This is a genomic window from Nocardia sp. NPDC004123 (assembly GCF_053603795.1).
In genome coordinates this window covers 65,141-88,880 of sequence record NZ_JBSGGG010000040.1, presented here as the reverse complement: position 1 = coordinate 88,880, position 23,740 = coordinate 65,141, and the positions used below count along the sequence as shown (strand labels likewise).

The following is a 23,740-nucleotide window of genomic DNA, read 5'->3' as shown; positions in this document are numbered from 1 at the left end:
GACTTCCCCCGGCGGCAGCGTCAGCGTGACGTCCTGCCAAATACGCTGCGAACCGAACGACTTCGTGATGCCTTCAGTTCTGACCTCGACGCCCATAGCGAACTCCTTGATTCTTCCCCACCCGACATCCCGGCCAGAGTGGATTTTCATTTAGATTCAATTCTGCGGGAACGAGCGAAACTCGGGACTGTGCACGTGAGTTCAGGCATGCGTGCGACACGCCACGAGAGAGCGCCCATCTCATGCGATGGTCGAGTCCACGCCGACAACAGCTCGACCAGTGACCCGGTCACGGGATTGCGAGGGCAGTCGGCGAAGCATCACCACTGTCAGAGCGACGATCCACAAGCCCCACGTGAAAACAGCCGCGTACCAAGTCAGTACGGCGTCCGGAGCAAACGGACCATTCTTGGCGAAGATAATGCCGGCCTGACCCGGCTCCACAACGGCAACCACGATGCTGAGCCAGCCCAGCCACGCGGGAAACACCGCCGCCCGCCCGCGCTGCCGCAGAATCAGGATGCCGACAAGAAGCATCGAGAAACCCAGCTGAGGCCAGATCAACATCGAGCCGATCCAGGCCACGTCACTGAAGGCCTGTGTGACATCCGGGTTCGCCTCTCCCGCTCGATACACCGCAACGGCGAAGAACGCCAGATCGAAACTGAGGAGGATCGGAGAGGCCGCCAGACTGACGATTGCCACGACGGTGGCGATCCTGGCGCAATCCGCCTGCCAGAGCATGTATCCCAGTTGCAGAGACCACGCCAGCAAGAAAGCCATGGCGATACCGCAGAGCGTTATCCCGATGAGAAAGCCCGCGGAGTGCGCCACGTAGTAGTCGGCCGTGGCCACCGCGGAAATGTCGAAATGCGGCGGCTGGGGCATGAAGACCTCCAGTCCAACACCGCAGAACACGGCAAAGAGCAAGCCGTTCCATATAAAGAACCGCTGCCAGCCCAGATCAGCGTTGCGCATCGTGAACTCTCCCTTTCGTGGCCACTCCGGGCGGCTGTCAGACGGGGGTGATGTCGGAAATAAGCCAGGTGCCGGCATCGCGGGCCATGGTCACCCGGGCGCGACTTCCATCCAGACGCGGCCCCTGGTACTTGGTGCTGGTGGTCTCCTGGTTCAGGAACAGCAGCAGCGTCACCTCGTCTCGGCCGGCCGCGACCACCGCGGTACCGACGATCGTGGCTTTCGTGACGATCGAATCCCGATGAGCGGCAGGAATGATCACGCTCGCGCCGAGCTTGCCGAAATCGTCGCGGAACTTGCCGGTCAGATTCTGAGTTGTGGTGGAGAACTCGCTGTCGACGGTGTTGAAGTCGTACGAAAGCACCTTCGGGACACGGCTTTGCGCGGAGTCGCGCGCCTCGCGCACAGCCGTGGCGAAAGCACGATGATCGGACACGCTGCGCTCGAGCAGGACCGTGGTAACGGTCGTCCCGCCCAATAGCAGCCCGAGCAACACGGTCGACGCGATGGCGGCGGTGCGACTCAGCCGGAACACGCCCCCGAGACGGCGGCGTATTGCGAACCGACCCAGCCCCCGAGGCCGATGGACCGGCGAATCTTCCTTCTGCTCTTCGCCTTCGGCAACAACTGCGGTGGCTTCCTCGTCCACGATGTCGGCGAGTGCGGTGTCGGTGGTCATGCGACGAACTCCACGTTCGAGACGAGCCAGTGGCCGTCGGAGTGGTCGAGGGTCATCTTCATGCGGTACACCCGCTGCTGTCCCTCGGGGGCTTCGGTGTTCTTGACCGTGGAGGTGACCGCGGTCAGGACGGTTGCGTGCGCGTCGTCGATGTCGACGACACCGGATGCCTTGACCTCGCCGGTGGATTCGACCTTGCCGTTCTCCAGCACGCTGGCGAAGTTGGCCGAGATCTTGTCCCACTGGTCGCGGAACGCGCCCGTCGAGTCGGCGGCGATAGCGTCGAGGTTCTGCTTGGCCGAGGAATGATTGAGCGTGACGAGTTGCACGGCAATGCGATTCGCGGCGGCCAGCACCGCGTGATCGCGGTCGTCCGCGCGGGTGTTGGCGCGGACGTCGAGTCCCAGTTCGGCATTCACGCCGTTCAGCACCAGTACCGCGGCGGCTATCAGGACTATCGCCCAGCCGAGAACCCGCCTGCGCGGCCGCTGCGGCGAAGCCGCGCTGTCGACGTCGTGTTCCTCATCGCTGAGGACGGCAGCCTGATCTTCCCGATCGGCCGCTACTTGATCAGCAGTGATTGCCATCCCTGGTTCTCCTCTCCGTGGGCGAGGCTCGGAGCCGGCTGCCCGAGTACATAGGTGAGGCCGTCGGGGCCTCGGAAGGTGCCGTCACCTTCGGCATAGGGCACCGTCAGTGCCGCGGGCGCGGCCGTTGGTGGCGCCGCGGCCGGCATGGGTGACGTCGGCGGCTGCGGGGCGGCGGCGGGCACCGAATCCCCCGGGTGCGCAAGCATTTCCGGCCACGTCGAAGGCAGCCCCTTCGGGCAGTTGGCGACTTCCGCCGTCCGGACGGAGGGATCGCCGGCACACGGCGTGTTGCGAGCGCCGCGAATGACCTTCGGGTCATCCGGAGCGATCTTGCAGTAGTTGTTCTGCGGGACGTCGGCCGGACCGGTATCCGACGGATCGCGGCGCTGAGTGGCTTGGAACCCTTCGGTGCACGGCGGCGGATTCAGCGTGTTGCCGAGCTTCACGTCCAGCGCCGCCGCCGGCGCGAGCAGATTGCCGTCGGTCTGGAATCCCCCGCCCACCACGCTGTAATCGACCGCGGCCGCCAGTGCCGGATAGACGACCAGAACCTGACGCAGCCCGGCCACATTCACCCGCAGTACTTGGCCGACCGTTTGCAGATCGGACAGCAGGGCGGGCAGCGGCGTGCTCAGATCGGCCAGGGTGCCCGTGACAATGGCTGCCGCCGAAGGACCTTGGTCGAGCACGCCGCGCAGGTCGGCGTCGCTGCGCGCGAGCTGGTCGGTGAACGAGCCGAGATCGTGTACCGCGGAACGCAGTTCGGTACGCACCGAGTTTCCGGTGTGGAGCAAGGGTTCCGCGTCGTTCAGCAGCGTCACCGTCGGGCCGATATCGGCCTGGGCGAGGTCGAGGAACTTCGCCGAGGACTCGATCAACGAGGCCAGCGCCGGACCGGTTCCGTTCACGGCCTGGAAGGTCTCGTCCAGGGTGGTGCGCAGCGAATCGGTGGACACGCTCGCCAGCAGGGTCTGGGTCTTGTCGAGCACATCGCTGGTCGGAATCGGCACGGTGGTCCGCGTCCGCGGGATTTCCGAGCCGTCGGACAGGTAGGGCCCGTGTTCGTCCGACGGGACCAGATCGACGTACTGCTCACCGATCGCCGAGGTGCTCTTGATGGCAGCGGCCGCCGCGGACGGAATGTGCCAGCTGTCGCGCAGCTGCATCCGAACCTTGACGGTCCCGTTGTCGAGGTCCACTCCCGTGACCCGGCCGATCTCGACCCCGCGGTAGGTCACCGACGCCGATTCGTAGATTCCACCGGCCTCAGCGAAATCGGCTGTCACCGTGTAGGTTCCGATGCCGGTGACACGCTGGACGCCGATGTAGTGGATGGCGCCGTAGACCAGGCTGATCACCCCGAGCACCGAGAAGACGATCAGCTGTCCCTTGATCAGGCGTGTCTTCATCACCGACCTCCGCTCTGGTCTGCGTCCGGGACCGCGGGCTGCTGAGCAGCGGCATCCGTCTGGGTCGGTGCGAGCAGGGGATTCACGGCGCGGTTGGACATCGGAACCAGGTCCTTGAACGGAATGCTGCCGATGATCTTGTCGCGGATGGTTTCCACGCTCAGGTCGAGCGTGAGGAACAGATTCACGTAGTCGCCCTTGATGGCCTTGTCGGCGACCGTGACCGGAAACGGGAAGGTCGCGGCGACGAGAAGCGATCCGGTCAGATCGGAGCCGGCCGCGGCCAGCTGACTGAGGACCGGTTGGAGGTTGTGCAGATCGGAGGTCAGATCGTCGTGGCTGGACCGCAGTACCTGCGCCGCGCGCTGCCCGAAGGCTCCGACCCGATCGAGCATGGTGACCAGCTGGGTCTTCTGTTGGTTGAGGATGTTCAGCGCGGGCTGGATCTGTTCGATGCCGGTGCGCAGCGTGTCCTTCTGGTCGGCGAGTTCCTTGGCGAACGCGTCGAGACTGTCGATGGCGCGAACGATGTCGTCCCGTTGCGCGTCCAAACCGCTGACGAAGGTCGCCAGTCGGCTGAAGGACCGATTGACGGCGTCCTCATGGCCGCTCAGGCCCTGATTCAGCTCGGACATGATCGTCCGGATCTGTTGCAGACCACTCCCATTGAGCACGAGAGACAGGGCCGCGAGGACTTCTTCGGTCGCCGGGTATTCCGAGCTCGCGGACAGCGGGATCACATCCCCGTCACGCAGCTGCCGGTCACCGGCATTGTCCTTCGGAGTGGTCAGTTCGAGATACTGGGCTCCGAGAACACTGGTCTGCGCCAGCCGCGCCGTCACGGTCGCGGGCAGGCGCACACCCTTGTCGATCTCGAGTGTGGCGACCGCGATGTTGTTGCGCACCGCGATGGAGGCGATCGTGCCGACGGTGACGTTGTCCGCCTTCACGAACGAGTTCGCCACCAGATTCTGGGTGTCACGCAATTCGACTCGGACCGTGTAGGAACCGTGATGAATCGCGTTACCGGGCAAGGGGATCGAGTTGACCCCGTCGAAACGGCAACCAGCCGTCAACAGCGCGGTCAGGAGCAGAACACTGCCCGCACGAACTGTGGTGGAGGTCTTCATCGTCCGGCTCCCGGGACGAGCAGGTCGGACAGACCCGGAATCGGTGGCAGACCGGCCGGCAAGCCGGGCACGCCGCCGGCCGGTGCGGGCGCTGGTGCCCCGCCACCCATCGCCGCGCGGGCCGCGGCACCGAACAGGTCACCGAACTGCGCACTGGCGCGCGAGCATTCTTGCTGAGGCGCGTGCACCGTGGTCAGCAGTGCGCAGATCAGCGAGACCGGATCCGGGAAGTCCGGCACCGCGAGATTTCCGGTGAGCGAGTGCGACTGCGGGTCGTAGATGTTGTAGAAGTTGTCGATCGCGGTCGGCGCGAGATGCAGGATCTCCGCCAGGTCGTCCTCCCGGTTGACCAGCAATTGGGTGATGTTGGTCAGGTTTCCGACGTTCTTGATCAACGCGTCGCGATTGTCGGCGACGTAGCTTCGAATGTCGGGCAGCATCGCCTGGAGGGACTGGAGTGCGGCCGCCACCTGAGTGCGGTTGTCGTTCAACAGGTTCGACACTCCAGCGAGTTGATTGACGAAGGCCTGGACCTGGTTGTCATTGGCGGCCAGCGCCGAGACGACGACCTGCAGATTCCGGACCGTGGCGAACAGCTCCGGCCCGCCGTCGGCCAGGGTCTGCATCGCCTGCGACAGGTTCACCAGTGTCTGGTTCAGGGTCGCGCCGTTGCCCTGCAACGCCTTCGCGGTCGCATCGGTGAAGCGGGTCAGTGTGCCGGCGTGGTCTCCGGCCTTGGGCCCGAGCTGGGTCGCCAGATCGGTGACCTGCCGCTTGACCTCGTCGTATTCGATCGGCACCGCGGTCCGCTCGAGCGGAATCACCGCACCGTCGGCGAGCGCGGGGCTGTTGCCGGCCTTCGGCGTGAGCTGAATGTAGCGACCCGACACCAGAGTCGGCGCGACGATGACGGCGTGGGTGTCTGCGGCGACAGGATGCTCGGTGTCGAAGTGCAGCTCGATCCGGACGCGATCGCCCACCGGGGTGATCGAGTCCACCGCCCCGACGGGAACACCACGCAGCGTCACCCGGTCGCCCGGGTACAGCCCCACCGAGTTGGTGAAGAAGGCCGTGATCCGCACGGTCGAACCATTCGTTATCCACCAGGTCGCCGCGGTGCTCACCAAGGCCACCGCGACGAGCAGGGCGAGGATTCGGCCGGGCATGGGGATGCGGGATATGCCCGCGCGCAAGGATTTCATCGGTGGCTCCCTTGTCCGGGACTGCCAGGCTGCTGGCCGTTGAGATTCGCGGGGGCGATGTTCTGCAGCAGCGCACCGAAGAACGGTCCGCTGGCGACCGCCTCGCCGAGCTGCGTGACATACGGACGGAGCCCGAGAATCGCGGAGTTGATGTTGTCGTAGTTCGTATTGAGCAGGCCGACGACCCGGTCGAGTTCGGCGAGCATCGGTGCCGTGGTGGCGTTGTTGTCCTGCACCAGACCGTGCAGCTCGTCGCTGACGCCCTTGACGTTCGTCAGCAGCGTCCGGATCACTTGGGCCCTGTCGTTGAGCGCCGCGAACAGGGAGCCGCCGTCGGTCATCAGCGCGGTGAGGTTCTGATTGCGGTCGGCGAGCACACCGGTGACCGAGTTCGCATGCCCGAGCAGGTCGCGCAGCGCGCTGTCGCGGGAACCGATGGTCGCCGACAGTCGCGACATGCCGTCGAGCGAGGACTTCAGATTGTCGGGCAAGCTGTCCATCACCTTCGACAGGCTGTCGACCGCATCGGACAGCTGCTTCTTGTCCGTGCCCTGCAAGCGGTCGGTGAGCTGGTTCAACGCCTCGGTGAGGTCGAAACCGGATGCCGTGCGCTCCAGCGGAATTCGCTTCACCGTTAGGCCGTCACCATCGGGACGCAGGTCGACGAACCGTCGTCCGAGCGCGGTCTCGACCTTGATCGCGGCCGTGGTGCGGCCCCCCAGGGCCTGCCCGTGCGTGTCGATCTTCAGCGTGATGTCGACATGGTCGCCGCCCAGCCCGATGGAATCGACCTTGCCGACCTTGATGCCCGAGATCTCCACCGCATCACCGGTATTGAGTCCGCTGGCATCGGAGAACTCGGCCACGATCGTGCTGCGCCCCGGCCACCACGGAATGTTGTCGTAGTTGAAAACCGCTACGAGCAGTACGAAGACGATCCCGGTGCAGATGAGTCCGAGCCGGACCGGATTGCGCTCGGAGAACGTCTTCTTCTGCGTCTGCTTCTGCTGCTTCGTCATTTGGCCTGGCACCTTTCGGCGGGAGCGACGAACATCGGGGTGTCCTGGTAGCCGCCGCCGATGGCGGGGTACCGGATCGCCAAGCCGCACACGAACCAGTTGACGAAGCTGCCGTAGCTGCCGACCCGAGTGATCAGCGGATAGGTCGCGGGGAGCTTCCCCAGCACCAGCGACAACGTGTTCGAGTCGGCATTGAGGTTGCCGGCCAGCTGCTTCAGGCCGTCGATGTCACCGCCGATCGCGGGCCGGTTGTCCACCAGCAGTTGCGCGAGTTCACCTGCGCCCGCATCGATTTGGTCCAATCCCGTGGTGATGGTCGCGCGATCGTTGTTCAAACCGCTGACCAGCGACTGCAGATCGACCACCAGATGATCGAACTTGTCGCCGGTGTTATGGATCGCTCCGAGCGCGACGTCCAGGTTCTGGATCGTCTCCCCGATGACCTGGTCGCGGTCGGCGAGCGTATTGCCGAGCGTGCCCACTTCCCGGATGAAGTCGGCGATGCTCTGCTCCTGGCCGTTCAGCACCGAGATCAGTGAGGCGGACAGCTTGTTGGCATCGTCGGGATTCAGGCCCTGCAGCAGCGGCTTGAATCCGTTGACCAGGCTGTCGATATCGAGTGCGGTCTTGGTCTGCGCCACCGGAATCGGGTCGTTCTCCGACCTGCGCCCGGACCCATCCGGTTGGGCCGTGACCTCGAGATAACGATCGCCGATGAGGTTCTTGTACTTGATCGCGACGGTGGAGCTGCGCAGCACTTCGACGTCACGGTCGACGCTGAATCCGATCTCGACCAGCTTGTCGTGCGCGAAGTCCACCGACTTCACCTTGCCGACAGGCACTCCCGCGACTTTCACATCGTCGCCGACCTTCATGCCGGAGGCCGAGGTGAACAGCGCGTGATAGCTGCGGGTGGACACGAAGCGCAGGTCTCCGACGACCACGACGAGCATCGCCGACACGATGGAGGTGATGGCCAGAAAGATCGCCAGCTTCAATCCGGCGTGGCGGGCGGTCATCGGGTCAGTCCGTAGATCAGGGCCGCGAAGGGATTGCCGATCAGGTCGTCGGGCGACCGGACCGGCCCGTACACCGTTGTGCCGGTGTTGAAGTCGGTGTGACCGACCGGCGTACTGTTCGGCCCGAAGGGATACCCATAACAACTGGGCGGGTTGTCGGCACCGTTCACAGGAAGATCCTTCGCGTAGGTGTACGGCGGGTCACCCATCAAGATGGTGCCCAGGGCGTTCAGACCCGGCCGCCCACCGCCGAACGCCCGCTCGAAATACTTGCGGGCGTCGTTGAGAGCGGACAGGAAGCAGGGATACGAGGGGGCCTGCTCGGCGAGTACCCGGGTCGTCGGCTCCAGCGCTTGCACCGCTCCGATGAGCGGAGTCCCCGAGGAATCCAGGAACGAACTGCCGGTATTGCCGAAATTGGTGAAGGAGAGCAGGAAAGCGCTCAGACTCGCCTGCTTCTCGACGATCGTGGAGCTGGTGGTCGAGAAATTGTGAATCGTATTCATCAGGTCGGGAGTCGCCGCGGCGAGGGTGTCGAGGTTGTCGGCGATCAGCGGAACATCGCGCTGCAGAGTCGGAATCGAGTCGTTGAACTGGCCGAGGTAGCGGTCCAGGGCGACCATGAGGTCACCGAATCGACCGCCGTGTCCGTCCAGCGCGGTCCCCAGCGCGGTCAGGGTGGCGTTGATCTTCTGCGGCTCCAGGGTTTTCAGGACGGAGAGCAGGGTCTGGAAGATGTCGTTGACTTCCACGGTCACCTTCGACCCGTCGATCACGGCCCCGGCCGACAGCTTGTTCGCGGCCGGCTGCTCGGGCAACAGCAGTGTCACGAATTTGCGCCCGAACAAGGTGGTGGGTGCGATGTCGGCGCCGACGTTGGCCGGCAGGCGCCGAGCCTGACTCGGTTCGAGATCGAGGGTCAGCTTCGCCTGGTCGTGATCGAGGTCGATGGCGCTGACGCGGCCGACGACCACGCCCTGCACCTTGACATCCGATCCTGGCGCCATCAGCAATCCCGCACGATCCGAATACAGGTACACGCGCGTGCTCGAAACGAATGTTCCACTACAGGAGGCGATTGCGCCCGAAACAGCCAGGACGAACGCGATCAGGGCGCTCAGGCCCAGGGTCAGTGCGCGGCGGCGCGAGACTTCGAGTTTCATCCGGACACCCGCACCGTCGCGTGAATGCCGCCGTACACGGCGATGCCGATGATGAGGTCGATGATCATGATCGAGATCAGCGAGGCGCGCACCGCACGGCCCACCGCGACGCCGACGCCCGCCGGTCCCCCGGAGGCGTGGTAGCCGTGGTAGCAGTGCACAGACATCACCACCAGAGCGAACGCGATCACCTTGACCAGCGACCAGATCACGTCACCGGGCACGAGGAAGACGTTGAAGTAGTGCGTGTACGTGCCCTCCGACTGGCCCGACAGCACGATGCTGACGAATTGCGTCGAGGCATATCCCATGAACAGCGCGATCGCGTACAGCGGCACGATCGCGATCAGCCCGGCGAGAATGCGAGTGGTGACCAGGTACGGCACCGCGGGCACCGACATCACTTCGAGCGCGTCGATCTCTTCACTGACCCGCATCGCACCCAGCTGCGCGGTGAACCCAGCGCCGACCGTGGCGGTGAGTGCGACACCGGCCACGACGGGAATGGCTTCGCGGGTGTTGAAGAAGGCGGAGATGAAGCCGGACAGCGCTTCGATGCCGACCCGGCCGAGCGAATTGCTGCCCTGCTGACCGACCTCGTAACCGGCCGCAGCGGTGAGGAATCCGACGATCACGATCGTGCCGCCGATGACCGCCAACGCTCCGGTGCCCAGGCTGACCTCGGCGACCAACCGGATCATCTCGCGGCGGTAGCGGCGCAGCGTCCGCGGGATCCATCCGATGCCGTGCAAATGGAACGACAGTTGATCGCCGAGCCCGGCGATCCCCTCGACCGGGCCCGAAGCGGCGCTGAAGACCCTGTGCCCCAATCGTTTCCGGCGCAACGCGTCAGTGACGCGATAATCGCTGGTTGTACTCATCTCGTTGGTCCGTTCAGTTCAGCCACAGGGTGGTGATGATGGAATTGGCGAGGAACAGCAGCACGAAGCTGAAGACAACGGTCTGATTCACCGCGTCGCCGACGCCCTTCGGTCCGCCCTTCGCATGCAGCCCCAGGTGGCAGGCGACCAGCGCCGCGAGGAGACCGAACACGCCGGCCTTCAACTCGCTCACCAGCAGATCCGGGATCCCGGTGAGGATCGGAATCGCGGTGATGAACTGTCCCGGAGTCGCACCCTGCAGAAACACCGCGTACAGATATCCGCCCGTCAGGCCGACCGCGGTGACCAGGCCATTGAGGAACAGCGCCACCATGGTGGAGGCGAGCACGCGCGGCACCACCAGGCGCTGCAGCGGATCGATGCCGAGCACCCGCATGGCGTCGATCTCCTCGCGGATGGTGCGGGAGCCGAGATCGGCGCAGATGGCGGTGGCGCCGCAGCCGGCGACGACCAGAACGGTTGCCACCGGGCCGATCTCACGGATGACCGCCATGCCCGCGCCCGCTCCGGACAGATCGATGGCGCCGACCTCGTTGAGCAGCACATTGATCTGGAAGATCACCATGACGCAGAACGGGATCGCGATCAGCAGCGTCGGCACGATCGACACGCTCGCGATGAACCAGGACTGCTCGATGAATTCGCGAACCTGGAACGGCCGCCGCGGCACCATCCGCAAGGTATCCAGCGTGGTCCCGAAGAACTGACCCACCGCACGCGGCACAATCACGGCCTTCTTCGCCACACCGTCCCAGCGCCCCAGTGACGATCTCCCGACGGACACAGCACTGCCCACCATGAACGAGCCTTCCCGCTTCACTCCTGGTCAATCGAACAGAAGTCTTATCTATGTTTGATTAAATTCCCCGCTTGGAGCGCTCCCGCGGTCCCGAAGCGCAGGAGGTGCGCGAGCCGATGCCGCGCGAGCCGAACGAGTGAACTCCGAGTGTGCCCCGGATCACATCGGAAGCGTAACATAAGTCGGCTTATCCGCAAGTGTCGCATGCCACTGGATCGACGAATGCTTTTTAATTTAGAGTAGATAAGTAATGAACCCATAGAGTGAAAAGGGAGTGGCGCAGATGTCGCTGGTTACCGATCAACCCGAGGATTGGACCGAACCCGGTGCCCACCGGATCGCGGACGGCATCTACCGCATTCCCCTCCCCCTCCCCCTCGACGGGCTCGGCACCGTCAACGCCTACGTACTGGAGTCTCCGGACGGGCTGGTGGTGATCGACCCGGGCTGGTATGGGCCGCGGACCGAAGCCGCCATGGCCGAAGCACTGCGCCGGCTGGGCTACACGCTCGGCGACATCACCACTTGCCTTGCCACCCACCATCACTGGGATCACTACTCCCAGGCCTACGCCTGGCGCAGCACACTGGGCTGTGAGTTGATGGTGGGCAGTGGGGAACGCCACAGTATTCTGGGCTTCCGGACCGATGCCGGGCGGTTCCCCAATCACGCGCCATTGCTCGCGCGCTGTGGCGCACCGCAACTGGCAAAGGAACTCGCTCATACGCCTGCCCCCGAGAACGAAGTGGGCATCTCGTTCGGACCGCCGGACCGCTGGCTCGACCACGGCGATCGGATCCAGCTACGCAGCGGTGAGCTCGAAGTGATTTCGACACCCGGGCACACCCGTGGCCACGTCGTGTTCCACCACGCCGACAGCCGGTTGCTGTTCTCCGGCGATCACATCCTGCCGCACATCACGCCATCGATCGGTTTCGAGTGGGCACCGGAGGCCCATCCGCTCCGCTCATACATCTCGTCCCTCGAACTGGTGCACCGGCTGACGGATTCGGCTGTGTTGCCGTCGCACGGTCCGGTGACCCTCAGTAGTCACAGCCGAATCGACGAACTGCTGCACCACCATCAACGACGGTTGGACGAGATCTGCGACGAGGTCGCCACCGGAGCGTCGACCGCCTACGAAGTAGCCCGGGCCTTGCGATGGACCCGCCGGAATCTCCGGCTCGAGGAATTGCCGATCGACCACCAATTGTCCGCGGTGACCGAAATCCACGCGCACCTCGACGTCCTCGAGATGCTCGGCAGGGTCAGCTACACCGACCGGAGCAACGTGCGCACCTACGCGCTCAGCGCGTAATCCACTGCGCCGCAGACCCGATCGCCATTCGGCGGACACCCGAGGGTGTCCGCCGAATGGTGCGTCAAGCGTTCACCCATGCCGAGGCGGTGATGGCGTCCACCGCCTGTTCGTATTCGGCCCGCATTCGTTCCACGATCGCCGCCGTGCTCTCGACCTTGTCGATCACGCCGATTCCCTGCCCCGAGCCCCAGATCTGGCTCCATGCCTTCGGTTTCGACTCGTCCGCGCCGGAGCCGAACGCGGGGCCCGCGGCCGCGGGCAGACTGTCGGGGTCGAGGCCGGCTTCAGCGATGCTGCGTCGAAGGAAGTTGCCGTGCACGCCGGTGAAGTAGTTCGAGTACACGATGTCGGATGCCGCGCTCTCGACGACGCACTGCTTGTACTCGGGGGCGGCGTTCGCTTCCTGGGCCGCGATGAACGCCGATCCGACATAGGCCAGATCAGCTCCTGCTGCCTGCGCTGCCAGTACCGATCGTCCGTGCGCGATGGCGCCGGACAGCAGCAGCGGACCATCGAACCACTGCCGGATTTCCTGCACGAGCGCGAAGGGGGACAGCGCGCCCGCATGACCGCCGGCGCCCGCGGCGACGGCGACGAGGCCATCGGCGCCCTTCTCGATCGCTTTGTGCGCGAAGCGATCATTGATCACATCGTGCAACACGATTCCGCCGTAGGAGTGCACGGCCTCGTTGACATCCTCTCGGGCGCCGAGTGACGTGATCACCAGAGGCACCCGGTGTCGCACACACTGTTCCAGGTCATCCTCGATCCGGGCATTGGTCTTGTGCACGATCAGGTTTACCGCGAACGGCGCCGACTTGCGCGTGCCGTCAGCTGTCGCATCGTGATCGGCCAGTCGCTCGGAAATCTCGGCCAGCCAGTCGTCCAGCATGCTCACCGGTCGCGCATTGAGCGCCGGAAAGGATCCGATGACACCCGAGATACACTGCGCTACAACAAGTTCCGGCCCAGAAACGATGAACATCGGGGCGGCGACGACAGGTAGCGCCAGTCGTGAGCACAGGACATCGGGAAGCATCGGCTACCACCGTTCATAGTTCGCCCGACCGAGAATCCGGTCGGCGGAGGATAGTTTTTAATTGATGTTAAATTCAAGATGGAGCATGGTCAAACGCCGGCAACGCACCACATCTACTAGTTACCCACCAGTAATTTAATCCATCATCAAAAAAATAACGTCTGATGCGCTACTTTGAGCCGGTGTTCAAGGCCAAGATCGGCATTCGAGGCCGGATTCTCTCCATCGCACTCGCACCGAGCCTCGCCCTGCTCGTTACCGGGGCGATCATCGCGGGACTCCTACTCGTCCGCGGCACCGACAACCGGGACTGGGCGACCCGCGTCGACCGCGACAGCGCACCCGGCATCGATTTCACGATCCAGATACAGGAGGAACGCCGCCTGACCCTGCTGGCGATCTCGGGTGACGAGGGGCGTCGACCCGATCTCACCAAACAGCGCGCGCGGGTCGACGCGGCGGTGGCGACCCTCATCGCCGCCGGGGCGGCGTTCACCGATATCGATCGTGGTCTGCTGAAAGACGATGTCGCCAAGGGGAGAGCTCTGGCCGCCCAACTTCCGGCCATCCGGCAACGCGCCGATGCCGGCACCCTCCCCGTCGCCGAGGCCTACACATATTTCAGCAGCATCATCAGTACCTACATCGGAAGTACCGAGCTTCTCGCCCGAGCCGCCCCCACCCCAGACACCAGTACCGAGCTGGCAGTGGCCGCACGACTACTCCGAGTGACCGAAACCATGTCTCGAGGCAATGCGCTCGCCACCGCAGCACTGATACGCGGCGACCTGAAGCCGGAGAACCAACGTCAATTCGCCTATGACATCGGCTTCTACCACAGCGAACTCGCCGCACTCAGCGGGCATCTCCCCCAGGCCGAACGTTCCACCCTGGACGCCCTCACCTCGGGAACCTCCTGGCAGCGGCTGAGCGCGATGGAGGACGCGATCGCCGATCGCCCCGATCTCGCTGCCGCCGGCGGTTCCGGCTCGACCGCGGAATCCAAGCTGCCACTCGAGGTTTCCAACTGGGAGGGTGCCGCAACACAGGTCAGTGTCGCGCTGCTCGACCTGTGGCGGACCCACTATCGGTATGCCCTGCACTGGGCGCAGGAGGACGGCGCGCGAGCGCTGCGCCAGGCGCTAGTCAACGGAACCACGATCCTGGTGATCGCGATCGGTGCCTTCCTGCTCGCCGCGCGCCTTGCCACGCGACTGATTCGGCGCCTGCGCCGCCTGCGGCAAGAGACGCTCGCGCTGGCCGACGACCATCTGCCGGAGATCACCACCCGGCTCCGTGACGGGCTGCCGGTCGCCACCGACGAGGCTGCCCGATTGGACTTCGGCGGGGACGAGATCGGGCAGGTCGCGGATGCCTTCAACCGCGCCCAGGCAGCGGCGATCGCGGCGGCCGTCGCCGAAGCCAAGACCCGGGCAGGCTTCAACGCGGTGTTCCTCAACATCGCCTATCGGAGTCAGATCATCATCCACCGGTTGCTGGCCGCACTCGACAAAGCCGAACGCCACCAAGAGGATCCGGCACAGCTCGACCTGCTGTTCCGGCTCGATCACCTGGCGACCCGAGCGCGCCGCAATGCCGAAAACCTGATCATCCTCGGCGGTGGCCAGCCCGGACGTCAGTGGCGCGACTCGGTCCCACTGATCGATCTCATCCGTAGCGCCGTCGCGGAAACCGAGCACTACCAGCGAGTCACCGTCACCCGCGTTCCGGATGTCTCGATCGCGGGCAGTGCCGTCGCCGATCTCATCCATCTGCTGGCCGAGTTGGTGGACAACGCCACGGCGTTCTCACCGCCGGAATGCCGGGTCGAGATCACAGCGCAGGTCGTGGGGAAGGGCATCGCCGTCGACATCAGCGACCAAGGGCTGGGCATGCCCGAGGACGAACGCGAGCTGGCGAACGAAACCCTCCGCAACCCACCGGATTTCAGCCTGTCGAGCCTGACCGGCGACTCCAGGCTGGGCCTGTTCGTCGTCGCGCGGCTGGCCCTGCGCCACCAGGCAACCGTGCGACTGACCGAATCGTCCTTCGGCGGCATCCGTGCCATCGTCTTGCTCCCGACCGCATTGTTCAGCGATGAACGGCAGGCCCCCGCGGTCACCCCACCTTTGGAACCGCGGGCCATCGCACCGCAGCCTACGACTACAGAGCGGACACTCGGTTCCTGGCCGAGTCCGAGTCATCACCCCGCTTCCACTGCCACACTGTGGAACTCGGCCCCCGCCTCGCTGCCGCCGGCTCCGGCGCCGGAAGCCCCGGGCGCCACCGGTCCGGCACTGGACGACCGGCCACAGCTACCCCGTCGTCGGCGGCAGGCGAACCTGGCGCCCGAACTGGCGAACGGTCCGCTCGAGGACTCCTCCGCGTATCCCCACCCGGGCGGTCCGCACCGGGGTCCGGACCGCACCGCCGACCAGGCACGGGACTTGATGTCCGCTATCGAGGCGGGGACCCGTCAAGGGCGCCAGCCGATTCCGGACTCCGACCCCCACCGATCCGCCCCCTACGACCATGAAGGCCCACGATGAACACTTCCCAGGTCCGCAACCTCGACTGGCTGCTGGACGACCTCGCCGAGCGGCTGGTCGGCGTGCGCCACGCCGTCGTTCTCTCCACCGATGGCCTGCTACTCGGCCGTTCGACCGCAATGGCGGTCGAGGAGGCCGAACACTTCGCGGCCATGTCCTCGGCACTGCACAGCCTCGCCCGGAGCGCGGGCCACCGGTTCGATGGCGGCGGCGCCCGCCAGGCCGTGATCGAACTCGACCGCGCCGTCCTGTTCGTCACCGCGGCCGGGCCGAACGCCTGCCTGGCTCTGCTCACGGAGGACGCCGCCAATCTGGGCATGGTCGCCTACGAGATGAACCAGACCGTCCAACGGGTCGGTACATTCCTCACCGCCGCGCCGCGTCGTCCCGGACTCGATTCGCACACCGAGCATTTACGCTGATGTGCTGGGACGCACCGCGATTCGATCAGGATGCCGGTCCGCTCGTGCGGCTGTGCGCCGTGACCAGCGGGCGCACCCGGGACACGCGCCCGGGGCTGGACATGATCACACTGGTCTTCGCGGTGCACGAGGTTCACCGGGTCGGCCGGGTCGAGCGCGAATACCTCGACATCGTCCGGCTCTGCCGGACCCCGCAGTCCGTCGCGGAGGTTGCCGCGCTCCTGGGCCTGCCACTGACGCTGGCCAAGATTCTCATCGGTGACCTCATCGCGGACGGACACCTGATCACCCGGTCTGCCGCGGCCCTCCCGCCGACCGATCTCTCCGAGTTGGACCTGCTACGAACGGTTTTGGATGGTATCCGCAAGCTATAGCCCCGATGACTCCCCTGTCCTCGCGGCCTCGGTGAAAGTCCTCATCGCGGGCGGCTTCGGCGTCGGCAAGACCACCATGGTGGCGGCCGTCAGCGAGGTGACACCGCTCCGGACCGAGGAGCTGCTGACCGAACTCGGCCGCGACGTCGACGACCTGTCCGGTGTCGAATCCAAGCAGACAACAACGGTGGCAATGGATTTCGGGCGAATCACCATCTCCCAGGATCTCGTGCTCTATGTGTTCGGCACCCCGGGCCAAGACCGCTTCTGGTTCATGTGGGACGAACTCGCCGCCGGCGCTCTGGGGGCGGTGGTGCTGGCCGATACGCGGCGGCTCGAAACCTCTTTTCCCGCGGTCGACTTCTTCGAACGCCGCGGCATGCCGTTCATCGTCGGCGTCAACTGCTTCGACGGCGCCCCGCAATACACTGTCGCAGAGGTACGCCAGGCACTGGACCTCGATGATCATGTGCCGGTTCAGCTGTGCGACGTGCGCACGCGAGACTCGGCGAAGGATGTTCTGGTCCAGCTGCTCGAGCACCTGATCTCGCGGCACCCGCGGCACGTGTGAGCAGCGCGAGCACGACCGCCTACGCCGAATGGGCGGTGCGGCCGTTCGCCGAGCCGACGGACTCCCGAATCTCTCCCGCGATCAAGGCCGGGGCCTCGAGCATCGGCACATGCCCGACCTCAGGCAGCGTCTTCGACCCGATCGCAGGGATTTTCGCCACGATTCGGCGACCGAACCGCGCCGCCGGGATCACGCGGTCGCGCCCGCAGAACAATATCGTCGCCGGAACGTCGATGCGCCGCATGGCTTCCACAGCTGTGGCCTCGGGGTCATTGGCGACGGTGTCGAAGCAGCGGCAATGCGCCGGGGCCTCGATCGTGAGGGCGGCCAGCTCTGGAGAAACCCGGCCGGGCCGGTGAGCGAACGAACGCAGGAGCGCACGACGCGCCATATCCGGCACCGCTCGATGGGCCGCGTACCGCATGGCTGGTGCCACCCGGGAGAAACTGCGAAACTTCCGCCGAACCTCGTCGGCGGCAGCGCTATCAAAATGCCAGAGTCCGGCCGGTGCCACCGCGGTCACTGATCGTGCCCGGCCGCGCGCCGCGAGCTCCATCGCCAGCCAGCCCCCGAGCGAGTTCCCGGCGATGTGCGCGTCGGCCCATCCGGCAGCATCCATCTGACGTTCGAGGTAGTCGGTGAATCCCGCTATCGTCAACGGCAGATCGGGCTCCGGGCCTCCCCAGTGGCCGGGCAAGGTCGGCGCGAGTACATCGAAGCCGGCGCTCAGATCGTCGATGACGCCACCCCATGATTGCCAGTTGAGGGTGAATCCGTGAATCAGAAGCACGGGATCACCCGAGCCTCCCCGGTATGCTGCGGGAGGAACCGCAACCGAACGCTTCGTTGCGCCGCCCATTGTGCATCCTGTGGATCGGAGGCCCGGTCTCGGTTCAGACAAGGCCGACGCAATATCATATAACATAGATTCAAAAATGTGGACCAAATCCGGCAAACCGACACCACGGTGCGCTGTGTCACCGTAAAGTTCACCATCCGGCTGGCTTATAGTTGAACCGTGGCTAGAAAACCTAAGGTGCAGCAGAGCGCGGGCGACGACGATTCATCGGTGACCAAGTCGGTCAAGACCCGTCAGCGCATCCTGGACGCCGCTGCCCACGTACTGAGCGTGAAGGGCTACGCCGGGACACGGCTCAGCGATGTCGCCGAGTACGCCGAGCTGCAGGCTCCCGCGATCTACTACTACTTCCCCTCGCGTGAGGAACTCATCGAGGAGGTCATGTGGAGCGGGATTGCCGAGATGGTCAAGCATCTGCAAGACGTCCTCGAGAAGATCCCCAGTGAGGTCACGCCGATCGACCGCCTCATGATCGCCATCGACGCGCACCTGCGCCACGAACTCGAGTTGTCCGACTATGCGACGGCGGCTATCCGCAACAGCGGCCAAGTCCCCGAGCATCTGCGAGCCCGTCAACTCGCGGAGGAAGCCAACTACGGCACACTCTGGCGCAAGCTGATCAAAGACGCTGCCGCCGAGGGACAGATCCGAGGCGACCTGGACCTGCACGTCACGCAAATGCTCATCATGGGGTCACTGAACTGGGCGGCGGAGTGGTGGACACCCCGGCGAGGATCACTGGAGACCGTCGTCCGCACGGCCCAGTCGGTGATTCGCGCCGGGATCGCGACAGCCGATGCGGCCGAGGAAACTTCGACGCCACCCCGCCGCAGACGGGCGCCCCGGAAGACGACAGCCAAACCCACGGCCGAATCCGCCTGAGGCTGCGACGGTCAGCGCACGATCCGGAGCGCCTCCGTCGGGCACCCCTGCACAGCTTCCTCGACAGCGGCGAGCTCGTCGTCGGTGATGTCCTCCTCGAGCTGGACGAGTTCGCCGTTGTCATCGATCTCGAAGAACGCCGGAGCCAGCGACTCACAGATGCCCAGGCCTGTGCACTTGCTCCGATCGACGACGACCTTCATCATTGCCTCCTTTGATGCTATGTTTTGAATCGAAGATAAATTAGATTTCCTGCTCGGTCAATACGCGAGGAGCCGATGAGCACCACCTCTCCGAACAACGCCACCAGGGAGCGCATCCTCGCCGCGGCCGCGCACATTCTCAGCCGTCGAGGCGTCGCGGGAACCCGCCTCGCCGATATCGCCGCACACGCCGAGTTGCGCGCGCCCGCTGTCTACTACTACTTCCGATCACGCAATGAGCTGATCGCCGAGGTTATGCGGGAAGGACAGCGACGGGTCCGCGAACACGTCCATCACACGATCACCTCGGTGCCGCCGGGGACCCCGGTGATCGAGTTGATCGACGCCGCAGTGGAGGCACACCTGCGCATCGAACTGGAGTTGTCCGATTTCGCGTCCGCCGTGACACGCAACGCCGGCCAGCTCCCCCCCGAGATCATCGAGTCCCTCCGCCTGGAAAGCACTGCCTATCACGCAATTTGGCGCTCCCTACTGGAGCAGCTCGCTGCATCCGGCCGGCTGCGGCCCGGACTCGACATCGGGATCGCTCGCATGCTCGTCATCGGCGCCCTCAACTGGACCGTGGAATGGTGGAATCCCGACCACGGCTCGCTGGACAACCTGGTCGCCACCGCGCAGTCGATCGTCCGCAGCAGTGTGGCGGTCGACGGCGACACTCTCCCGCGACCGCATGCCCACCCCGGGGGCACCTCGTCGACACTGCGCAGAATTTAGTCTACATTAAATTAATCAACGTCACTTTCTAGGAGAGAAACCATGCCCGAGGCGTACATCATCGATGCCGTCCGCACCGCGGTAGGCAAGCGAGGCGGCGGCTTCGCTCAGTCGCACCCGGCGGACATGGCCGCGCACGTCATCAAGACGGTGGTCGGCCGCAATGAATTCGATCCCGCCGACATCGATGACGTGATCCTGGGCTGCCTGGACAACATCGGTGCGCAGGCGGGCGATATCGCACGCACCGCGGCGCTGGCCGCGGGCCTGCCGGAGTCGGTTCCCGGGGTCACCATCGACCGCCAGTGCGGTTCGGCCCAGCAGGCCGTGCATTTCGCCGCGCAGGCGGTGATGAGTGGAACCAGCGACCTCATCGTGGCCGGCGGCGTGCAGAAGATGAGCCAGTTCCCCATCCTGTCCGCGTTCCAGGCCGGCGAACCGTACGGTTCGACCGATCCCTGGACCGGCTGTGAGGGTTGGCAGGCCCGGTTCGGCGCACAGGAGATCTCACAGTTCCGCGGTGCCGAGATGATGGCCGAGCACTGGAACCTGAGCCGGGAGACCAACGAGGCCTGGGCCTTCCAGAGCCACCAGCGCGCGCTGCACGCGATCGAGGCGGGCCACTTCACCCGTGAGATCACCGAGTTCGCCGGCGTCTCGGTCGATGAGGGACCGCGTGCCGACACCTCGCTCGAGAAGATGGCTCAGCTCAAGACCCTGACCGAGGGTGGACGGCTCACCGCGGCAGTCGCCAGCCAGATCTCCGACGGTTCCGCGGCGCTGCTCATCGCTTCGGAAGCGGCGGTCGAGCGGTACGGCTTCAAGCCCCGCGCGCGCATTCACCACATGTCCGTGCGCGGCGCGGATCCGGTGATGATGCTCAGCGCGCCGATCCCTGCCACCCAGCACGCGCTCAAGCGGGCCGGGCTGTCCATCGACGACATCGACGCGGTCGAGATCAACGAGGCGTTCGCGCCGGTCGTGCTCGCTTGGCTGGCCGAGATCGGCGCGGACCCGGCCAAGGTCAACCCGAACGGCGGCGCGATCGCGCTCGGCCACCCGATCGGCGCGACGGGCGCTCGCCTGATGGTCTCGCTGCTGCACGAGCTCGAACGCACCGGCGGCCGCTACGGCCTGCAGACCATGTGCGAGGGCGGCGGCCAGGCCAACGTCACCATTATCGAAAGGCTCTGACATGCATCGGGGCCTGTACGAGCCCGATCACGAGGCGTACCGCGAGACGGTTCGCGCTTTCCTCGAACGAGAGGTCGTGCCCCACAAGGACAAGTGGGACGAGGACCACTGGATCGACCGCGAGGTCTACAGGAAAGCCGCGGCCGCCGGGCTGTACGGGCTCGAGATCGCCGAAGAATACGGCGGTTCGGGCGTGCACGACTATCGGTATCGGATGGTCGTGTGTGAAGAGGTGTCGCGCATCAACGCGCTCTCGTTCAACCTCACAGTCAGCTTGCAGGACGACCTGGTCCTGCACTACCTGCTCGATCTCACCAACGACGAACAGAAGGAGCGCTGGCTGCCAGGCTTCGCCGCGGGCGAGATCATCGGCGCCCTCGCCATGACCGAGCCCGGGGCCGGCAGCGATCTGCGGGGAATTCGCACGAGCGCGGTCCGCGACGGCGACCACTGGATCATCAACGGGCAGAAGACCTTCATCTCCAGTGGCATCATGGCCGATCTGGTGGTGGTCGCCGCCCGCACCGATCCCACGGCAGGTTCGCGCGGATTCAGCCTCTTCGTCGTCGAACGGGATACCCTCGGGTTCGAACGTGGACGCAAGCTCGACAAGATCGGGCTGCCCGGACAGGACACCGCGGAACTTTTCTTCGAGAATGCCCGTGTCCCGCAGGCGAACCTGCTCGGCGAGGAGGGAAACGGCCTGCAGTACCTGATGAGTCATCTCCCGCGCGAGCGCCTCGGCGTCACCGCCAAGGCGCTGGCGACCACGCGGGCAATCCTCGACCAGACCATCGAATACTGCAAACAGCGGAGGGCTTTCGGCCAGCCGATCTCCGACTTCCAGCACGTCCGGTTCGAACTGGCCGAGATGGAGACCGAGGTCGACCTCGCCGAGGCGTACACCGACAAATCGGTGCTCGCCTACAACGCGGGCGAACTCGATCCGATCGATGCGGCCAAGGGCAAGTGGTACGTCAGCGAGCTCCAGAAGCGCGTCGTCGACCGCTGTCTGCAACTACATGGCGGGTACGGCTACATGACCGAATACCCGGTCGCCAAGGCCTATATCGATACGCGGATCCAGACGATCTACGGCGGCACCACCGAGATCATGAAGGAAATCATCGGTCGGGCGATCGCCCGTTGAACCCACAACCGGCCACCGCCGACTCCGTTGGGTGAACAACACTGAGGGCCCCGGACCACACCAGGTCCGGGGCCGTCAGTGCACGCGGCGACCGGTCGTCCAGCGACCGCCTCGTCAATCCGATTCTGCGCGTTGCTGATTCACCATCCCAACACCGCGATCCGAGCTTCTCGACAATCCCGTAGGCCGTACGAACCGGAGGAGAACGCCGCTGCGCTCAACCGGCGACGCCGCGCTCGATCAGGTCGTCCACGTCCGGGATTCCCCACTCCGTCAGGACATCTCGAGTGTGCTGGCCCGGCGACGGCGGCGGATTCCCCAGCTCGGTCCGCGACAGCGAGAACCGCGGCGCGGGCGCGGATTGCACCGCACCGCCGTGGTCGACGATCGATCCGCGCGCCGCGATGTGCGGATGCGCCACGGCTTCGCGCAGACTGATGACCGGAGCGACGCAGGCGTCGGATCCCTCGAAGACCTCGCACCACTGCGCCATGGTCCGCGTCGCGAACGCCGCGGCGAGTTTGATCCAAATCGCCGGCCACGCGCGGCGATCGTGTTGCCGCGCAGGATCTTCGTCGATACCCAGCCGAGCGAGCAGCTCTGCGTAGAACTTGCTTTCGATCGCCCCGACCGCCATGTGGCGGCCGTCCGCGGTTTCGTAGGTGGTGTAGAACGGTGCGCCGCCGTCGAGCATGTTGGCTTCTCGCCGGTCGTTCCATGCTCCCGCGTTGAGGAAGGCGTGGATCCCGGTCAGCAAATGCGCGGCGCCGTCCACGATCGCGGCGTCGACGACCTGTCCCGCCCCGGTTCGCTCTGCCACGCGCAGCGCGGCCAGGACGCCCACCACGAGATACATTCCGCCGCCGCCGAAATCGCCGACGAGATTGAGCGGCACCCTGGGCCCGGTGTGCGCGTCGCCAATGGCGTGGAGCGCTCCGGTCACCGCGATGTAGTCGATATCGTGGCCCGCGCTCTGGGCGAGCGGGCCGGTCTGACCCCAACCCGTCATCCGGCCATAGATCAGGCGCGGATTCCGTTCCAGGCAGGCGTCCGGCCCGAGCCCCAGGCGCTCGGCGACGCCAGGTCGGTAGCCTTCGACGATCACATCCGCATGCTCGAGCAAATGCAGAACGACTTCGACGGCCTCCGGACGTTTGAGGTCCAGGATCAGCGATCGCTTGCCTCGATTGAGCAGATCCTCCTCCGGCTTGCCCGGAAACACGCCGGCGGCCGCGGGGCGATCGATTCGGACCACGTCGGCGCCGAGGTCCGCCAGCATCATGGTGGCGAACGGTCCCGGCCCCAGGCCGGCCAGTTCGACCACCCGCACCCCCGTCAACGGACCGGAATATGCGGTGGTACCGGCGGTTTCGACTGTCATACGTGTCTCCGATTCGTCTGCGCCCCAATGGATAACAGAACGCACCCTGCGAACCGGTCCTGAGCCGATGTCTGGTTCGCAGGGTGCGCGGCCTTGCTGCACCGAGGGGCGTACGAGGCGGCAAGGAGTTCTCGGACCCGGTCGGATTCGGCTCGTGCGGACCGGACAGC

The 23,740-nt window shown here is 65.3% G+C and carries 24 protein-coding genes; 9 read left to right on the top strand and 15 right to left on the bottom strand.

Annotation, left to right across the window (positions count from 1 at the left end; genetic code table 11):
* Positions 1-240: 240 nt before the first annotated feature.
* From ACWEQQ_RS41485 to ACWEQQ_RS41435, 11 genes are read right to left on the bottom strand one after another with little or no spacing between them, the layout of a single operon-like run.
* Positions 241-978, bottom strand: a complete 738-nt coding sequence (locus ACWEQQ_RS41485) for a hypothetical protein (RefSeq protein ID WP_452352079.1) — start codon at positions 976-978, stop codon at positions 241-243.
* A gap of 37 nt (positions 979-1,015) precedes the next feature.
* Positions 1,016-1,657, bottom strand: a complete 642-nt coding sequence (locus tag ACWEQQ_RS41480) for a hypothetical protein (protein ID WP_452352078.1) — start codon at positions 1,655-1,657, stop codon at positions 1,016-1,018.
* Positions 1,654-2,244: a hypothetical protein gene (locus tag ACWEQQ_RS41475; RefSeq protein WP_452345104.1), complete on the bottom strand. Its 591-nt coding sequence runs from the start codon at positions 2,242-2,244 to the stop codon at positions 1,654-1,656. Before ACWEQQ_RS41475 ends, ACWEQQ_RS41480 begins: the two co-directional genes overlap by 4 nt.
* Positions 2,220-3,656, bottom strand: a complete 1,437-nt coding sequence (locus ACWEQQ_RS41470) for an MCE family protein (RefSeq protein ID WP_452352077.1) — start codon at positions 3,654-3,656, stop codon at positions 2,220-2,222. The genes ACWEQQ_RS41475 and ACWEQQ_RS41470 overlap by 25 nt, the downstream gene beginning before the upstream one ends.
* The gene (locus ACWEQQ_RS41465) at positions 3,656-4,786 is read right to left on the bottom strand and encodes an MCE family protein (protein WP_452352076.1); all 1,131 of its coding nucleotides are present in this window, start codon (positions 4,784-4,786) and stop codon (positions 3,656-3,658) included. Before ACWEQQ_RS41465 ends, ACWEQQ_RS41470 begins: the two co-directional genes overlap by 1 nt.
* Positions 4,783-5,988, bottom strand: a complete 1,206-nt coding sequence (locus ACWEQQ_RS41460; RefSeq protein WP_452352075.1) for an MCE family protein — start codon at positions 5,986-5,988, stop codon at positions 4,783-4,785. Before ACWEQQ_RS41460 ends, ACWEQQ_RS41465 begins: the two co-directional genes overlap by 4 nt.
* A complete protein-coding gene (locus tag ACWEQQ_RS41455) occupies positions 5,985-7,007 on the bottom strand; it encodes an MCE family protein (protein ID WP_452352074.1) in 1,023 nt (340 codons plus the stop codon). The genes ACWEQQ_RS41460 and ACWEQQ_RS41455 overlap by 4 nt, the downstream gene beginning before the upstream one ends.
* Complete coding sequence (locus ACWEQQ_RS41450; protein WP_452352073.1) at positions 7,004-8,026, bottom strand: MCE family protein; 1,023 nt, start codon at positions 8,024-8,026, stop codon at positions 7,004-7,006. Before ACWEQQ_RS41450 ends, ACWEQQ_RS41455 begins: the two co-directional genes overlap by 4 nt.
* Positions 8,023-9,189 (bottom strand): MCE family protein, encoded by a 1,167-nt coding sequence (locus tag ACWEQQ_RS41445; RefSeq protein WP_452352072.1) that lies wholly within the window; start codon positions 9,187-9,189, stop codon positions 8,023-8,025. The genes ACWEQQ_RS41450 and ACWEQQ_RS41445 overlap by 4 nt, the downstream gene beginning before the upstream one ends.
* Entirely contained in the window at positions 9,186-10,070 is an 885-nt protein-coding gene (locus ACWEQQ_RS41440) for an MlaE family ABC transporter permease (protein WP_452352071.1), read from the bottom strand. Before ACWEQQ_RS41440 ends, ACWEQQ_RS41445 begins: the two co-directional genes overlap by 4 nt.
* A gap of 13 nt (positions 10,071-10,083) precedes the next feature.
* A complete protein-coding gene (locus ACWEQQ_RS41435; RefSeq protein ID WP_452352070.1) occupies positions 10,084-10,890 on the bottom strand; it encodes an MlaE family ABC transporter permease in 807 nt (268 codons plus the stop codon).
* Between the two features lie 283 nt (positions 10,891-11,173).
* Between ACWEQQ_RS41435 and ACWEQQ_RS41430 the strand changes: the two genes are divergently transcribed.
* Positions 11,174-12,208 carry an MBL fold metallo-hydrolase gene (locus ACWEQQ_RS41430; protein WP_452352069.1) on the top strand — a complete coding sequence of 345 codons (1,035 nt, stop codon included), beginning with the start codon at positions 11,174-11,176 and terminating at the stop codon, positions 12,206-12,208.
* Positions 12,209-12,272: 64 nt separating this feature from the next.
* On the opposite strand, the gene ACWEQQ_RS41425 is transcribed toward ACWEQQ_RS41430, so the two are convergent.
* Positions 12,273-13,250, bottom strand: a complete 978-nt coding sequence (locus ACWEQQ_RS41425; protein WP_452345114.1) for an NAD(P)H-dependent flavin oxidoreductase — start codon at positions 13,248-13,250, stop codon at positions 12,273-12,275.
* Between the two features lie 164 nt (positions 13,251-13,414).
* Here ACWEQQ_RS41425 and ACWEQQ_RS41420 point away from each other — a divergent pair, with 164 nt between their 5' ends.
* Genes ACWEQQ_RS41420 through ACWEQQ_RS41405 form a run of 4 tightly spaced genes read left to right on the top strand, consistent with a single transcriptional unit; the run spans position 13,415 to position 17,166 of the window.
* Positions 13,415-15,799 (top strand): sensor histidine kinase, encoded by a 2,385-nt coding sequence (locus ACWEQQ_RS41420; protein WP_452352068.1) that lies wholly within the window; start codon positions 13,415-13,417, stop codon positions 15,797-15,799.
* The gene (locus ACWEQQ_RS41415) at positions 15,796-16,221 is read left to right on the top strand and encodes a roadblock/LC7 domain-containing protein (RefSeq protein ID WP_452352067.1); all 426 of its coding nucleotides are present in this window, start codon (positions 15,796-15,798) and stop codon (positions 16,219-16,221) included. The genes ACWEQQ_RS41420 and ACWEQQ_RS41415 overlap by 4 nt, the downstream gene beginning before the upstream one ends.
* The gene (locus tag ACWEQQ_RS41410) at positions 16,221-16,595 is read left to right on the top strand and encodes a DUF742 domain-containing protein (RefSeq protein ID WP_452352066.1); all 375 of its coding nucleotides are present in this window, start codon (positions 16,221-16,223) and stop codon (positions 16,593-16,595) included. The genes ACWEQQ_RS41415 and ACWEQQ_RS41410 overlap by 1 nt, the downstream gene beginning before the upstream one ends.
* A complete protein-coding gene (locus ACWEQQ_RS41405; protein ID WP_452345118.1) occupies positions 16,576-17,166 on the top strand; it encodes a GTP-binding protein in 591 nt (196 codons plus the stop codon). The genes ACWEQQ_RS41410 and ACWEQQ_RS41405 overlap by 20 nt, the downstream gene beginning before the upstream one ends.
* 19 nt (positions 17,167-17,185) lie before the next feature.
* Here ACWEQQ_RS41405 and ACWEQQ_RS41400 read toward each other — a convergent pair whose 3' ends face one another.
* Positions 17,186-18,025: an alpha/beta fold hydrolase gene (locus ACWEQQ_RS41400; RefSeq protein ID WP_452352065.1), complete on the bottom strand. Its 840-nt coding sequence runs from the start codon at positions 18,023-18,025 to the stop codon at positions 17,186-17,188.
* A gap of 159 nt (positions 18,026-18,184) precedes the next feature.
* Between ACWEQQ_RS41400 and ACWEQQ_RS41395 the strand changes: the two genes are divergently transcribed.
* Positions 18,185-18,907: a TetR/AcrR family transcriptional regulator gene (locus tag ACWEQQ_RS41395; protein WP_452352064.1), complete on the top strand. Its 723-nt coding sequence runs from the start codon at positions 18,185-18,187 to the stop codon at positions 18,905-18,907.
* Positions 18,908-18,918: 11 nt separating this feature from the next.
* Here the strand turns inward: ACWEQQ_RS41395 and ACWEQQ_RS41390 are convergent, their stop codons facing one another.
* Positions 18,919-19,110, bottom strand: a complete 192-nt coding sequence (locus ACWEQQ_RS41390; RefSeq protein ID WP_452352063.1) for a ferredoxin — start codon at positions 19,108-19,110, stop codon at positions 18,919-18,921.
* A gap of 75 nt (positions 19,111-19,185) precedes the next feature.
* Here ACWEQQ_RS41390 and ACWEQQ_RS41385 point away from each other — a divergent pair, with 75 nt between their 5' ends.
* The 3 genes from ACWEQQ_RS41385 to ACWEQQ_RS41375 are packed head-to-tail and all read left to right on the top strand — an operon-like array spanning position 19,186 to position 22,189.
* Positions 19,186-19,845 carry a TetR/AcrR family transcriptional regulator gene (locus ACWEQQ_RS41385; protein WP_452352062.1) on the top strand — a complete coding sequence of 220 codons (660 nt, stop codon included), beginning with the start codon at positions 19,186-19,188 and terminating at the stop codon, positions 19,843-19,845.
* Between the two features lie 42 nt (positions 19,846-19,887).
* Positions 19,888-21,039 carry an acetyl-CoA C-acetyltransferase gene (locus ACWEQQ_RS41380; RefSeq protein ID WP_452345123.1) on the top strand — a complete coding sequence of 384 codons (1,152 nt, stop codon included), beginning with the start codon at positions 19,888-19,890 and terminating at the stop codon, positions 21,037-21,039.
* A 1-nt stretch (position 21,040) separates the two neighbouring features.
* A complete protein-coding gene (locus ACWEQQ_RS41375; protein ID WP_452352061.1) occupies positions 21,041-22,189 on the top strand; it encodes an acyl-CoA dehydrogenase family protein in 1,149 nt (382 codons plus the stop codon).
* 217 nt (positions 22,190-22,406) lie between these two features.
* Here the strand turns inward: ACWEQQ_RS41375 and ACWEQQ_RS41370 are convergent, their stop codons facing one another.
* A complete protein-coding gene (locus ACWEQQ_RS41370) occupies positions 22,407-23,570 on the bottom strand; it encodes a CaiB/BaiF CoA transferase family protein (RefSeq protein ID WP_452352060.1) in 1,164 nt (387 codons plus the stop codon).
* Between the last annotated feature and the right edge of the window lie 170 nt (positions 23,571-23,740).

What these genes read in the sequence shown, in the direction of transcription:
- ACWEQQ_RS41485 (WP_452352079.1), bottom strand. Translation starts at nt 978, where the DNA reads ATGCGCAACGCTGATCTGGGCTGGCAGCGGTTCTTTATATGGAACGGC.
- ACWEQQ_RS41480 (WP_452352078.1), bottom strand. Translation starts at nt 1,657, where the DNA reads ATGACCACCGACACCGCACTCGCCGACATCGTGGACGAGGAAGCCACC.
- ACWEQQ_RS41475 (WP_452345104.1), bottom strand. Translation starts at nt 2,244, where the DNA reads ATGGCAATCACTGCTGATCAAGTAGCGGCCGATCGGGAAGATCAGGCT.
- ACWEQQ_RS41470 (WP_452352077.1), bottom strand. Translation starts at nt 3,656, where the DNA reads ATGAAGACACGCCTGATCAAGGGACAGCTGATCGTCTTCTCGGTGCTC.
- ACWEQQ_RS41465 (WP_452352076.1), bottom strand. Translation starts at nt 4,786, where the DNA reads ATGAAGACCTCCACCACAGTTCGTGCGGGCAGTGTTCTGCTCCTGACC.
- ACWEQQ_RS41460 (WP_452352075.1), bottom strand. Translation starts at nt 5,988, where the DNA reads ATGAAATCCTTGCGCGCGGGCATATCCCGCATCCCCATGCCCGGCCGA.
- ACWEQQ_RS41455 (WP_452352074.1), bottom strand. Translation starts at nt 7,007, where the DNA reads ATGACGAAGCAGCAGAAGCAGACGCAGAAGAAGACGTTCTCCGAGCGC.
- ACWEQQ_RS41450 (WP_452352073.1), bottom strand. Translation starts at nt 8,026, where the DNA reads ATGACCGCCCGCCACGCCGGATTGAAGCTGGCGATCTTTCTGGCCATC.
- ACWEQQ_RS41445 (WP_452352072.1), bottom strand. Translation starts at nt 9,189, where the DNA reads ATGAAACTCGAAGTCTCGCGCCGCCGCGCACTGACCCTGGGCCTGAGC.
- ACWEQQ_RS41440 (WP_452352071.1), bottom strand. Translation starts at nt 10,070, where the DNA reads ATGAGTACAACCAGCGATTATCGCGTCACTGACGCGTTGCGCCGGAAA.
- ACWEQQ_RS41435 (WP_452352070.1), bottom strand. Translation starts at nt 10,890, where the DNA reads ATGGTGGGCAGTGCTGTGTCCGTCGGGAGATCGTCACTGGGGCGCTGG.
- ACWEQQ_RS41430 (WP_452352069.1), top strand. Translation starts at nt 11,174, where the DNA reads ATGTCGCTGGTTACCGATCAACCCGAGGATTGGACCGAACCCGGTGCC.
- ACWEQQ_RS41425 (WP_452345114.1), bottom strand. Translation starts at nt 13,250, where the DNA reads ATGCTTCCCGATGTCCTGTGCTCACGACTGGCGCTACCTGTCGTCGCC.
- ACWEQQ_RS41420 (WP_452352068.1), top strand. Translation starts at nt 13,415, where the DNA reads ATGCGCTACTTTGAGCCGGTGTTCAAGGCCAAGATCGGCATTCGAGGC.
- ACWEQQ_RS41415 (WP_452352067.1), top strand. Translation starts at nt 15,796, where the DNA reads ATGAACACTTCCCAGGTCCGCAACCTCGACTGGCTGCTGGACGACCTC.
- ACWEQQ_RS41410 (WP_452352066.1), top strand. Translation starts at nt 16,221, where the DNA reads ATGTGCTGGGACGCACCGCGATTCGATCAGGATGCCGGTCCGCTCGTG.
- ACWEQQ_RS41405 (WP_452345118.1), top strand. Translation starts at nt 16,576, where the DNA reads ATGGTATCCGCAAGCTATAGCCCCGATGACTCCCCTGTCCTCGCGGCC.
- ACWEQQ_RS41400 (WP_452352065.1), bottom strand. Translation starts at nt 18,025, where the DNA reads ATGGGCGGCGCAACGAAGCGTTCGGTTGCGGTTCCTCCCGCAGCATAC.
- ACWEQQ_RS41390 (WP_452352063.1), bottom strand. Translation starts at nt 19,110, where the DNA reads ATGAAGGTCGTCGTCGATCGGAGCAAGTGCACAGGCCTGGGCATCTGT.
- ACWEQQ_RS41385 (WP_452352062.1), top strand. Translation starts at nt 19,186, where the DNA reads ATGAGCACCACCTCTCCGAACAACGCCACCAGGGAGCGCATCCTCGCC.
- ACWEQQ_RS41380 (WP_452345123.1), top strand. Translation starts at nt 19,888, where the DNA reads ATGCCCGAGGCGTACATCATCGATGCCGTCCGCACCGCGGTAGGCAAG.
- ACWEQQ_RS41375 (WP_452352061.1), top strand. Translation starts at nt 21,041, where the DNA reads ATGCATCGGGGCCTGTACGAGCCCGATCACGAGGCGTACCGCGAGACG.
- ACWEQQ_RS41370 (WP_452352060.1), bottom strand. Translation starts at nt 23,570, where the DNA reads ATGACAGTCGAAACCGCCGGTACCACCGCATATTCCGGTCCGTTGACG.